Source organism: Kitasatospora sp. NBC_01302 (assembly GCF_035976515.1).
Lineage (GTDB): Bacteria > Actinomycetota > Actinomycetes > Streptomycetales > Streptomycetaceae > Kitasatospora.
In genome coordinates this window covers 1,658,371-1,672,007 of the sequence record NZ_CP108404.1, presented here as the reverse complement: position 1 = coordinate 1,672,007, position 13,637 = coordinate 1,658,371, and the positions used below count along the sequence as shown (strand labels likewise).

The 13,637-nt window shown below is 78.2% G+C and carries 2 protein-coding genes (both only partly in view); both read left to right on the top strand.

Going from position 1 to position 13,637, the window contains the following annotated elements:
* On the top strand, window positions 1-8,937 hold the 3' portion of the coding sequence (locus tag OG294_RS07355) for a type I polyketide synthase (RefSeq protein WP_327065608.1). Its footprint begins 9,093 nt before the window's first position; the window shows 8,937 of its 18,030 coding nt (coding positions 9,094-18,030); the start codon falls outside the window, past its left edge; it ends in the stop codon at window positions 8,935-8,937.
* Window positions 8,937-13,637: the 5' portion of an SDR family NAD(P)-dependent oxidoreductase gene (locus OG294_RS07350; RefSeq protein WP_327065607.1), read on the top strand. The gene runs 12,597 nt beyond the window's last position; the window shows 4,701 of its 17,298 coding nt (coding positions 1-4,701); it begins with the start codon at window positions 8,937-8,939; the stop codon falls past the right edge of the window. Before OG294_RS07355 ends, OG294_RS07350 begins: the two co-directional genes overlap by 1 nt.

The following is a 13,637-nucleotide window of genomic DNA, read 5'->3' as shown; positions in this document are numbered from 1 at the left end:
GCCCAGGGCGCCGCCGGGGCCATCGCCGAGGCCGACACCCCCGCCCGTTCCGCCCCGACCGCCGCCGCCGTCGACGACGACCCGATCGTGGTCGTCTCGGCCGCCTGCCGGCTGCCCGGCGGCGTCCGCAGCCCCGAGGACCTGTGGCAGCTGCTGGCCGAGGGCCGCGACGCCGTCACCGCCTTCCCCACCGACCGCGGCTGGGACCTGGACGCCCTCTACGACCCCGACCCGGGCCGCCCGGGGCGGACCTACGCCTTCGAGGGCGGCTTCCTGGCGGACGCGGGCGGCTTCGACGCCGACTTCTTCGGCATCAGCCCGCGCGAGGCGCTGGCCATGGATCCCCAGCAGCGGGTCCTGCTGGAGACCGCCTGGGAGGCCGTGGAGCGGGCCGGCATCGACCCGGGCACGCTGCGCGGCAGCGACACCGGGGTGTTCGTCGGCGCGATCCACCAGGGCTACGGCGTCCAGTCAGGCGCCGTGCCACCGGAGTTGGAGGGCTACTTCCTGACCGGCAACGCCGCCAGCGTGATCTCGGGCCGGGTCGCCTACACCCTCGGTCTCGCGGGCCCGGCGGTCACCGTCGACACCGCGTGCTCCTCCTCGCTGGTCGCCATCCACTGGGCCGCCCAGGCGCTGCGCTCCGGCGAGTGCACCCTCGCGCTGGCCGGCGGCGTCACCGTGATGGCGAGCCCCGCGACCTTCGTGGAGTTCTCCCGCCAGCGGGGTCTGGCGGCCGACGGGCGGTGCAAGTCCTTCGCCGACGCGGCGGACGGCACCGGCTGGGCCGAGGGCGCCGGCGTCGTGCTGCTGGAACGGCTCTCCGACGCCCGGCGCAACGGGCACCGGGTGCTGGGCGTGCTGCGCGGCAGCGCCGTCAACTCCGACGGCGCGAGCAACGGCCTGGCCGCGCCCAACGGCCCGGCCCAGGAGCGGGTGATCCGCCAGGCGCTGGCCGACGCGGGCCTGACGGCCGCCGAGGTGGATGCCGTGGAGGGCCACGGCACCGGCACCCGGCTCGGGGACCCGATCGAGGCGCACGCCCTGCTCGCCACTTATGGCCAACAGCGCCAGGAGCCCTTGTGGCTGGGGTCGTTGAAGTCCAACATCGGCCATGCGCAGGCCGCCTCCGGCGTGGCGGGGGTGATCAAGCTGCTGCTCGCCCTGGGCCACGGCGTGCTGCCGAGGACGCTGCACGTGGACGCGCCCAGCACCCAGGTCTCCTGGGGGACCGGCGCGGTCGAGCTGCTCACCGAGGAGATCGCCTGGCCCGAGACCGGGCGACCGCGGCGGGCCGCGATCTCGGCCTTCGGGGTCAGCGGCACCAACGCCCACCTGATCCTGGAGCAGGCCCCGCCGCAGCCGGCGCCGGAGCCGTCCGAGGAACAGCCCGACGCCCCGGTCCCCGTGCTGCTCTCCGCCGCCGGCCCGGCCGCGCTGCGCGCCCAGGCCACCCGGCTTCGCGCGCACCTCGCAACGGACCGACCGCCGCTGCGGGACGTCGCGTTCACCCTGGCCGCCACCCGCGCCGGGCTGCGCCACCGCCGGGCCCTGGTGGTCGGCGACCGGGACGAGCTGCTGGCCGCGCTGGACGCCGTCGCCGCCGGACCGGACGCGCCCGCGGCCGGCCCCGGCGCCGGCACCGCGCTCGTCTTCTCCGGCCAGGGCTCCCAGCGGCTCGGCGCCGGAGGGGAGTTGCGCGAGCGCTTCGCCGCCTTCGCCGACGCCTACGACGAGGTGTGCGCCCGCTTCGACGGCCTGCTGCCCAAGCCGCTGATCGAGGTCGCCCACGGCCGGGACGCCGAGCTGCTGGCCCGCACCGAGTTCGCCCAGCCCGCCCTCTTCGCCCTGCAGACGGCCCTGTTCCGGCTGGTGCGGTCCTGGGGCGTGCGCCCCGCGGTGCTGCTCGGGCACTCGGTGGGCGAGCTGGCCGCCGCCCACGCGGCCGGCGCGCTGTCGCTGGACGACGCCGTCGCGCTGGTGGCCGCCCGCGGGCGGCTGATGCAGGCGCTGCCCGGCGGCGCGATGGTCGCGGTCGACGCCGCCGAGGAGCTGGTCCGTCCGCTGCTGACCGAGGGCGTCGAGCTGGGGGCGGTCAACGGCCCCTCCTCGGTGGTGCTTTCGGGCCACCCCGAGGCAGTGGCGGCAGTCGCCGCGCGGCTCGCGGCGACCGGTCACCGCACCAAGCGGCTCGCGGTCGGCCACGCCTTCCACTCCGCGCTGATCGAGCCGGCCCTGGACGGCCTGCGGGCCGCCGCCAGCAGCCTGGTGCCCGGCGCGCTGGAGTTCCCGGTGCTCTCCACGGTGACCGGCCGCCCGGTCGACGCCGCCACCCTGGCCTCGGCCGACCACTGGGTGGGCCACGCGCGCGCCACCGTCCGGTTCGCCGACGCGGTGCGCCATGCCACCGCCGACGGCGTCACCGACTGGCTGGAGGTCGGCCCGGACGCCGTGCTCGCCCCCCTGCTCGCGGACGGGGCGGTGCCGCTGCTGCGTGCCGACCGTGCCGAGCCGCACTCCGCGCTGGCCGCCGTCGCCGCGCTGCACGAGCGGGGTGCGGCCGTCGACACCGCCGCCCTGGTGGGCGGGGGCCGACGGGTCGAGCTGCCGGGCTACGCCTTCCAGCACGAGCACTTCTGGCTCCACCCGGCCCCGGCGCCGGCCCCCGACACCGCGCGGACCGGCGCCGACACGGCCTTCTGGGCCGCCGTGGAGGCCGCCGACCTGGACGCCCTCAGCACGGAGGCCGCCGCCGACGGCGCCGACCAGGCCGCCGACCGGGCCGCGCTCGCCGCGGCGCTGCCCGCCCTGAGCCGCTGGCGCGGCGCCCAGCGGGCCCGTTCGGCCGCCGAGGGCCACCGCTACCGGGTCCGCTGGCAGCCGGCCGGCGAGCTGCCGGCCACCGCCGAGGGCGACTGGCTCGTGGTGCACCCGCCCGGCCTCGGCACCGACTGGGCCGCCGGGCTCGCCGCGCCATCCTTCGTGACGCCCTCCTTCGAGACGCGCTCCTTCGAGACGTCCTCCTTCGAGACGCTCTGCGTCGACCCGGAGCAGGCCGACCCCGGCGCCGAGGTGGCGCGGGCGCTGGCCGGGCGTCAGGTGGCGGGCGTGCTCTCGCTCCTCGGGCTCGACACCGCACCGCACCCGCTGCACCCGGGCGTGCCGCGTGGCACCGCCGCCACCCTCTCACTGGCCCGCGCCGGGCTCTCGGTGCCGCTCTGGCTGGCCACCGCCGGGGCCGTCGCGGTCGGCCGCGCCGATGCCGCCCCCGACCCGGCCGCCGCGCTCGTCTGGGGGCTGGGCCGGGTGCTCGCGCTGGAACAGCCCGACGCCTGGGGCGGTCTGATCGACCTTCCGGCCACCGCCGACCCGCGTGCGGTGGAGCGGCTGCGCCGGGTGCTGCGGGCCACCGGCGGCGAGGATCAGGTGGCGCTGCGCGCCTCCGGCGTCTTCGTCCCGCGCCTGGTCCGCGCACCGCTGGAGCGCACCGAGCACCGCGGCGGGTGGACCCCGGGCGGCACCGTGCTGGTCACCGGCGGCACCGGCGGGCTCGGCGCGCAGACCGCGCGCCGGCTGCTGGCCGCCGGCGCCGCGCACGTGGTGCTGGCCGGCCGCCGCGGCCCGCGGGCCGCGGGCGCCGCCGCGCTGCAGGCCGAGCTGGGCACCCGGGTGACCATCGCGGCCTGCGACGTCACCGACCGCGCGGCGCTCGCCGAGCTGGTCACCGGCCACCGGATCACGGCGGTGGTGCACGCCGCCGGAATCGGGCAGGCCACGCCGCTGGCCCGCACCGGCCTCGAGGAGTTCGCCGAGGTGCTGGCCGCCAAGGTCACCGGCGCCGCCCACCTGGACGACCTGCTGGGCGCGGAGGCCGAGGCGTTCGTGCTCTACTCCTCGGTCTCCGGCGTCTGGGGCGCGGGCGACCAGGGCGGGTACGCCGCCGCCAACGCCTACCTGCTGGCGCTGGCCGAACGCCGCCGGGCCCGGGGGCTGAAGGCCACCGCGCTCGCCTGGGGGCCGTGGGCCGGTGACGGCATGGCCGCCGGCGCCGTCGGCGAGCACCTGCGCCGCCGCGGCCTGACCGAGCTGGCGCCCGCCACTGCGCTCGACGCCCTGGTCCGGGCGCTCGCGGACGACGACTCGGGCCTGGTGCTCGCCGACGTCGACTGGGCGCGCTTCACCCCCGCCTTCACCGCCGCCCGGCCGCGCCCGCTGCTGGCCGCGCTGCCCGAGGCGGACGCCGCGACGGCACAGCCCGACCCCGGGCAGTCCGCGGCCGCGCCGGGCGCCGTCGGACTGGCCGCGCTGCCGCCCGCCGAGCTGCGCCCGGCGCTGACCGAACGGGTGCTGGCCGCCACCGCCGCCGTGCTGGGCCACGCCGACCCGGCCCGGGTGGCGCCCGAACGGGCCTTCACCGAGCTGGGCTTCGACTCGCTGACCGCGCTCGACCTGCGCAACCGGCTGACCGAGTCCACCGCGCTGCGGCTGCCCGCGACGCTGGTCTTCGACCACCCCAGCCCCGCCGCCCTGATCGACCACCTGGTCACCCTGCTGGCCGGCCGCGCCACCGAGCCGGCCGGGCCGACCGCACCGGCCGGTGCGGCGCGCACCGAGGAGCCGATCGCGATCGTCGGCATGGGCTGCCGGTTCCCCGGCGGCGTGCGCGACCCGCAGGGGCTGTGGCAGCTGCTGGTGGAGGGCCGGGACGCGATCACCGGGTTCCCCACCGACCGCGGCTGGGACGTGGAGCACCTCTACCACCCCGACCCGGACCACCCGGGCACCAGCTACGTCCGCGAGGGCGGATTCCTGGACGCGGCGGGCGACTTCGACGCCGACTTCTTCGGCATCGGCCCCCGCGAGGCAGCCGCGATGGACCCGCAGCAGCGGCTGCTGCTGGAGACGGCCTGGGAGGGCTTCGAGAGCGCCGGGATCGACCCGCAGGCCGTGCGGGACACCGCGACCGGGGTCTTCGTCGGCCTCTCCTACCAGGGCTACGGGCTGGGCGCGGCGCCCGACGGCGCCGAGGGCTACCTGCTGACCGGCACCACCACCAGCGTCGCCTCGGGCCGCCTCGCCTACGCGCTCGGCCTGACCGGGCCCGCGATCACCGTGGACACCGCCTGCTCCTCCTCGCTGGTCGCGCTGCACCTGGCCGTGCAGTCGCTGCGCGCGGGCGAGTGCAGCCTCGCGCTGGCGGGCGGTGCGACCGTGATGGCGAGCCCGGCCACCTTCGTGGAGTTCTCCCGGCAGCGCGGGCTGGCCGCCGACGGGCGGTGCAAGGCGTTCGCCGACGGAGCGGACGGCACCGGCTGGGGCGAGGGCGCCGCGGTGCTGCTGGTGGAGCGGCTGAGCGATGCGCAGCGCCACGGGCACCCGGTGCTCGCGGTGGTGCGCGGCTCGGCGGTCAACTCCGACGGCGCGTCCAACGGCCTGACGGCGCCCAACGGCCCGGCCCAGCAGCGGGTGATCCGCAGCGCGCTGGCGGCGGCCGGGCTGGCGCCCGCCGAGGTGGACGCCGTGGAGGCGCACGGCACCGGCACCGCGCTGGGCGACCCGATCGAGGCCCAGGCGCTGCTCGCCACCTACGGGCAGGACCGCCAGGAGCCGCTCTGGCTGGGCTCGGTGAAGTCCAACATCGGCCACACCCAGGCGGCGGCCGGCGCGGCCGGGCTGATCAAGACGGTGCTGGCGCTGCGCGCGGGCGTGCTGCCGCGGACGCTGCACGCCGCCACCCCCTCCTCCCACGTGGACTGGTCCGGCGGCGCGGTCCGGCTGCTCGCCGAGCAGCGGGCCTGGCCCGAGACCGGCCGGCCGCGGCGCGCGGCGGTGTCGGCCTTCGGGATCAGCGGCACCAACGCCCATGTCGTGCTGGAGCAGGCGCCGCCCGCCGCGCCGAGCGCCACGCCGCCCGCGCCCGCCACGGGCCCGGCGCCGCTGCTGCTCTCCGGGCGCACGGCGGCGGGGCTGCGGGCCCAGGCGGCCCGCCTGCTCGACCACCTGCGGGCGTACCCCGACGACACGCTGCACGACGTCGGCCGCTCGCTGGCCGCGGGCCGGCCCCGGCTGGAGCGGCGGGCCGTGATCGTGGCGGACGACCGCGAGCGGGCGATCGCCCGGCTGGCCGCGCTCGCCGACGACGCCCCCCTCGCGGCGCCGGTGCGATCGGGGTCGCCGGCCGTGGTGTTCAGCGGCCAGGGCGCCCAGCACCCGGGGATGGGCCGCGAGCTGTACGCGGCGTTCCCGGTCTTCGCCGACGCCTTCGACGAGGTCTGCGCGCACTTCGACCTGGAGCTGCCGCTGCCGCTGCGCGAGGTCGTGCTCGGCCGGGACACCGAGCCGCTGGAGCGCACCGAGTACGCCCAGCCCGCGCTCTTCGCCGTCGAGGTGGCGCTCTACCGGCTCGTCCGGTCCTTCGGCCTGCGGCCCCGGTCCGTGGCCGGGCACTCGATCGGCGGGATCACCGCCGCGTACGTGGCCGGGCTCTGGTCGCTGCCGGACGCCTGCCGGCTGGTGGCCGCCCGCGGCCGGCTGATGCAGGCCATGCCGCCCGGCGCGATGGCCGCGATCGAGGCGGACGAGCACGAGGTGAGCGGCATCGCACTGGCCGCGGTCAACGCGCCCGGCTCGGTGGTGGTCTCCGGGACGGTCGCCGAGGTCGAGGCGGTGATGGCGCACTGGCGCGAGCGCGGGCGCCGGGTCACCCGGCTGCGGGTCGGTCACGCCTTCCACTCGCCGCTGATGGACGGCATGCTCGCCGACTTCGCGCAGGTGCTGCGCGGCCTGGCCTTCGCCGAGCCCTCGCTGCCGGTGGTCTCCGACCTGACGGGGCGTTTGGCCACCGCCGCGCAGCTGCGCTCGCCGGAGTACTGGGTGCGGCACCTGCGCGAGACCGTCCGCTTCGCCGACGTGGTCGGCAGCCTGGGCGAGGCGGGCGTGGGCACCGTGGTCGAGCTGGGCCCGGACGCCGCGCTCACCCCCGCCGTCCGCGGCCGGGAGTCGCTGACGGCGGTGGCCGCCCAGCGCGCGGGCCGGGACGGCCTGCAGGCGCTGGTCGAGGCGCTCGCCGAGCTGCACGTCGCGGGCGTGCCGCTCGACTGGCGGGCGCTGTACGAGGTGCTCGGCGGCCGGACGACGCCGGTGCCGACCACCGCCTTCCAGCACCGCCGGTTCTGGCTCGCCGCCGCGAACCCCGCCGCGAACCCCGCCGCGAACCCCGCCGCCGATGTCGCCGCGAACACCACACCGGACGTCGACAGGTGGACGCACCGCGTGGCGTGGACCGCCCTGCCGGCCGGAGCGCCGGAGGGCAACGGCAACCCACTGGCCGGCGACTGGCTGGTGGTGGGCGACCGGGAGCTTGAGACGGTCCGCGCCTGCGTGGCCGGGCTCACCCGGGCCGGCGCCCGCGTCCAGCACACCGCGAGCGGCACCACCACCGGCGTGCTCTCGCTGCTCGCGCTCGGCCACGACGGGCCCGAGCTGCTGGCCCGCACCGCCGGCCTGCTGCGCGACCTGGACGAGCAGGGGGTGGCCGCGCCGCTCTGGCTGGCCACCTTCGGCGCCGACCAGGACCCGGGGCAGGCCGCGCTGACCGCGCTGGGCCGCACCGTCGCCGCCGAGGCGCCGCACCGCTGGGGCGGCCTGGCCGACCTGGCGCGCACTGCCTCCTCGGACGACTTCCAGCTGCTCGCCACGGCGCTCGCGGCCGGTGGCGAGGACCAGCTGACGGTGCGTGACGGGCAGCTGCTGGCCGCCCGGCTGCGGCCGGTCAAGCTGCCGGCCGCAGCCACCTGGCGCCCCAGCGGCACCGCGCTGGTCACCGGCGGCACCGGGGCGCTCGGCGCCCAGGTGGCGCGCTGGCTGGTCCGCTGCGGCGCCCGGCACCTGGTGCTGACCGGACGCCGCGGCCCCGCCGCCCCGGGCGCCGCCGAACTGGTCGCCGAGCTGACCGGGCTCGGCGCCGAGGTCGACGTCGTCGCCTGCGACCTGACGGACCGGGCGGCGGTGGCCGGGCTGATCGCCGCCTACCCGCCGTCCGCCATCTTCCACGCGGCGGGCGCGCTCGACGACGGCGTGCTCGGGGCGCTGACCGCCGAACGGTTCGCCGAGGTCTGGCGGCCCAAGGCGGAGGCCGCCGTGCACCTGCACGAACTGGCGGGAGAGCTCGACGCGTTCGTGCTCTTCTCCTCGATGGCCGGCACGCTCGGCAGCGCGGGGCAGGGCAACTACGCCGCCGCCAACGCCGCGCTCGACGCGCTGGCCCGGGCCCGCCGGGCCGCGGGGCAGCCGGCGACCGCGATCGCCTGGGGCCCGTGGGCCGGCGACGGCATGGCGGCCGAGCCCGCCGCGCTGGAGCGGATGCGGCGCGGCGGCGTCCACCCGATGGCGGCCGGGCCCGCGCTCGCTCTGCTGCACCGGGCGCTGTCCGGCAGCGAGGCGGCCCTGGTCGCCGCCGACGTCGACTGGCCGCGCTACGCGGGCGAGCGGCGGATCAGCCTGCTCGCCGAGTCCCTCGGCGAGCCCGGGTCCACCGAGAGCGGTCCGGTCCGCACCGACTACGGCCGACTGCCGGTGGCGGACCGGCCGCGGGTGCTGCTCGACGCGGTGCGCAGCCACGCCGCCGCCGTCCTCGGGCACCCCGGGCCGGAGGCCGTCGATGCCGAACGCCCCTTCCGGGACCTCGGGTTCGACTCGCTGGGCGCGGTCGACCTGCGCAACCGGCTGGCCGCCGAGACCGGCCTGGCGCTCTCCGCCGCGCTGGTCTTCAACCACCCGACACCGAACGACCTGGCCGCACACCTGGGCGCCCTGCTCTTCCCGGCCGAGCCGGGCGCGGCACAGGCCCCGGCGGGCCCCGACGACGAAGACCTCGACCTGTCCGAGGCAAGCGACGACGAGCTCTTCGAGCTCCTGGACGAGGAATTCGAGAACTGATGAGCACCAGCACCGGCACCGGCAGCAGCACCGGCCCCACTGACGACAAGCTGCGCGACTACCTCAAGCGGGCCACCAACGACCTGCGCCGCGCCAAGCGGCGGCTGGCCGAACTCGACGCCCGCGACAGCGAACCCATCGCCATCGTCGGCATGGGCTGCCGGTTCCCCGGCGGGGTCCGTTCCCCCGAGGACCTGTGGCAGCTGGCGGCCACCGGCACCGACGCGCTGACGCCGTTCCCGGCCGACCGCGGCTGGGACCCGGACCTCTACGACGCCGACCCCGAGCGCACCGGCCACGTCTACACCACCCGGGGCGGCTTCCTCACCGGCGCCACCGAGTTCGACGCCGCGTTCTTCGGCATCTCGCCGCGCGAGGCGCTGGCCATGGACCCGCAGCAGCGCCTGCTGCTGGAGACGGCCTGGGAGGCCGTCGAGCGGGCCGGCATCGACCCGAGCGGCCTGCGCGGCAGCCGCACCGGGGTGTTCGTCGGCACCAACGGCCAGGACTACCCCGCGGCGCTGGTGCGCTCCGCCGAGCAGTTCGAGGGCCACCTGGGCACCGGCAACGCGGCGAGCATCGCCTCCGGGCGGATCTCCTACCTGCTCGGGCTCCAGGGCCCCTCGCTGACCGTGGACACCGCCTGCTCGGCCTCGCTGGTCGCGCTGCACCTGGCCGTCGGCTCGTTGCGCTCGGGCGAGTGCACGCTCGCCCTGGTCGGCGGCGCGACCGTGATGGCGACCCCGGGGGCCTTCCTGGAGTTCTCCCGGCAGCGCGGGCTGGCCGCCGACGGGCGGTGCAAGGCGTTTTCCGCCGAGGCCGACGGCACCGGCTGGGGCGAGGGCGCGGCGGTGCTGCTGGTGGAGCGGCTGAGCGATGCGCAGCGCCACGGGCACCCGGTGCTGGCGGTGGTGCGCGGCTCGGCGGTCAACTCCGACGGCGCGTCCAACGGCCTGACGGCGCCCAACGGCCCGGCCCAGGAGCGCGTCATCCGGGCGGCGCTGGCGGCGGCCGGGCTGGCGCCCGCCGAGGTGGACGCCGTGGAGGCGCACGGCACCGGCACCGCGCTGGGCGACCCGATCGAGGCCGAGGCGCTGGAGGCGGTCTACGGCCCCGACCGCCAGGAGCCGCTGTGGCTGGGCTCGGTGAAGTCCAACATCGGGCACACCCAGGCCGCCGCGGGGGTGGCCGGCATCGTCAAGGTGGTGCAGGCGCTGCGCCACGGCCTGCTGCCGCAGACCCTGCACGCCGAGCGGCCGAGCCCGCGGGTGAGCTGGTCCGGGGTGCGGGTGCTCAGCGAGCCGGTCGCCTGGCCCGAGACCGGGCGCCCGCGCCGCGCGGGCGTGTCGGCGTTCGGCGTCAGCGGGACGAACGCCCACGTCATCCTGGAGCAGGCACCAGAGGCCGAGCCGGTCGAAGCCGCGCCCGAGGCGCCCGAGGCGGTCCCGCAGCTGTTCCCGGTCTCGGCCGCCGACCCGGCCGCGCTGGCGGCCCGGGCCGCCACGCTGGCCGAACTGGCCGGGCACCAGGTGCCGTTGGCCCCGCTCGCTCGTGATCTCGCGCTGACCCGCGCGCAGTTGCGCGAGCGGGCCGCCGTCGTCGCCGCCGACCGGGACGAACTGCGCTCGGCGCTGGGTGCGTTGCACACCGGCGAGGCGCACCCCGCGCTGCTGCGCGGGACGTCGGCCGCCCGCGGGCGCACCGCGTTGCTGTTCAGCGGCCAGGGCTCGCAGCGCCCCGGCGCGGGGCACGAGCTGTACGCCGCCCACCCGGTCTTCGCGCAGGCCTTCGACGAGGTCTGCGAGCAGGCAGACCCGCGCCTGGGCCGCTCGCTCAGGGAGCTGGCCTTCGAGGGTGATGCCGTCCTGCTGGCCCGCACCGAGTTCACCCAGCCGGTGCTGTTCGCCCTGGAGGTGGCGCTGTTCCGGCTGCTGGAGAGCTGGGGCGTGCGGCCCGACTTCCTGCTCGGTCACTCCATCGGCGAGCTGGCCGCCGCGCACGCCGCCGGTGTGCTGGACCTGCCCGACGCCACCGGCCTGGCGGTGGCCCGCGGCGCGCTGCTCCAGCAACTGCCCGCCGGGGGAGCGATGGTGGCGGTCGAGGCCGCCGAGGACGAGGTCGCACCGCTGCTGGACGAGCACGTGGGCCTCGCCGCCGTCAACGGCCCCACCTCCGTGGTGCTCTCGGGGGAGCAGGAGGCCGTGCTCGCGCTGGCCGCGCGCTTCGCCGCCCTCGGTCGGCGCACCAGCCGCCTCCCGGTCTCGCACGCCTTCCACTCGCCCCTGGTGCGTCCGGCGGCCGAGCGGCTGCGCGAGCTGGTGCACGGGCTGCGCTTCGGCGCGCCGCTCCTGCCGATCGTGCCCACCGGCCCCGGCGGCGACCTGACCGACCCGGAGTACTGGGTGGGCCAGACGGTGGGCACCGTCCGGTTCGCCGCCGGGATCACGCGGCTCGGCGAGCTGGGGGTCACCACCTTCGCCGAGGTGGGACCGGGCGGCACGCTGGCCGCCCTGGCCGGCCGCTGCCTGCCGCAGGCCGTGACGGTGCCCGTGCTGCGGGAGCGGACCGGCGAGCGGCGCTCGCTGCTCGCCGCCGTGGGCCGGCTGCACACCGAACACGTCCCCGTCGACTGGGCCGCCGTGCACGCGGGGGTCGCCGGTCCGCGGGTCGAGCTGCCCACCTATCCCTTCCAGGGCGAGCGGTTCTGGCCGACCCCGGCCCCGGCGGCGCCGCGCGGCTGGCGGCACGCGATCGACTGGCAGCCGGTGGCGGGCGACGGCGCTGATGCCGAACTCTCCGGCCGCTGGCTGGTGGTGGCGCCGACGGCCGGCGACCCGCTGACCGAACGGGTGCTCGCCGCACTCACCGGGGCGGGCGCCGAAGCCGTCCTCACCCAGGACGCCGCACCGGACGTCGAGGGCGTCAGCGGCGTGCTCTCGCTGCTGGCCCTGGACGAACGCCCGCACCCCGAACACCCGGCGGTGCCCCGCGGCTACGCCGGCACGCTCGCCCTCGCCCAGCGGGCCGGCGCCCCGCTGTGGTGCCTCACCCGCGACGCCGTCGCGGTGACCGCGGCCGACCAGGTCACCGGCGCCGTGCAGGCCCTCGTCTGGGGGCTCGGCCAGGTGGTCGGCATCGAGCACCCCGAGCGCTGGGGCGGCCTGGTGGACGTCGGCGAGGACTTCGAGCCGGCTGCGCTGGCCCGGGCTCTCGGCGGGAGCGCCGGGGAGGACCAACTCGCCGTCCGCGGCGGCGTGCTGTACGCGCGCCGACTGGTCCGGGCGGCCGAGCGGCCGGCTCGGCCCTGGGCACCGCGTGGCACCGTGCTGGTCACCGGCGCGACCGGCGCGCTCGGCGCGCGGGTGTCCCGCTGGCTGGCCGCGCAGGGCGCCCGCCGGCTGCTGCTCACCAGCCGCAGCGGCGAGAGCGCACCGGGCGCGGCCGAACTCCTGCGCGAGCTGCGGGAGTCGGGTGCCGAGGTGACGCTGGCCGGCTGCGACGTGGCGGACCGCGAGGCCGTCCGCGCGCTGCTGGCCGGGCTCGACGAGCCGGTGACCGCGGTCTTCCACACCGCCGCGCTGCTCGACGACGGACTGCTCGGCGACCTCACCGCCGAGCGTGCCCAGGCCGTGCTCGCGACCAAGGCGCTCGGCGCCCGGATCCTGCACGAACTCACCGGTGAACTCGACGCCTTCGTGCTCTTCTCCTCCACCTCCGGCCTGCTCGGCGGCGCCGGGCACGGCAACTACGCGCCCGGCAACGCGTTCCTGGACGCCTTCGCGCACCGGCTGCGCGCCCTCGGCCGGCCCGCCACCTCAATCGCCTGGGGCCCCTGGGACGGCGGCGGCATGGCCGAGGGCGCCGTCGGCGAGCGGCTGCGCCGCCACGGCGTGCACCCGATGGACCCGCGGCGGGCGCTGGCCGAACTCGCCCAGGTGCTGGGCGAGGACCGGCCGCACGCCGTGATCACCGACACCGACTGGCCGGCCTTCACGGCCGCCCACCAGGACGGCAGGCCCCGGCCGCTGTTCGACACCCTGCTCGGGCGCACCGGCCCGGCCGCTGCCGCCGCCCCGGCGCTGCCGGGCGCCGGGGCTGCTCGCACCCACCTGGCCGCCCTGCCGCAGGCCGAGCGCTCGCGCGCGGCGCTGGACCTGGTCCGGGCACGCACCGCGACCGCCCTGGGCCACGCCGACCCCGCCGCGATCGGCCCCGACCGGCCCTTCGGCGAGCTCGGCCTGGACTCGCTGACCGCCCTCGAACTGCGCGGCGCGCTGCGCTCGGCCACCGGCCTGGAGCTGCCCGCCACCCTGGTCTTCGACCACCCGACCCCGCGGGCGGTCGCCGACCAGCTGCTCGCCCTGCTGACCGGCCCCGACCCCGTCCAGGCCGCCCCCGCGCAGGCCGCCCCCGCCCCGGCCGCGGACCGCGCGCCGCAGGAGCCGATCGCGATCGTCGCGATGGCCTGCCGGTTCCCCGGCGAGGTGGCCTCGCCCGAGGACCTGTGGCAGCTCGTGCTCTCCGGCACCGACGCCATCACCGCCCTGCCCACCGACCGCGGCTGGGACACCGCCGGACTCTACGACCCGGACCCGGACGCGCTCGGCCGCTCCTACGCCCGCGAGGGCGGATTCCTCACCGGCGCCACCGAGTTCGACCCGCAGTTCTTCGGGATCAGCCCCCGCGAGGCCCTGGCGATG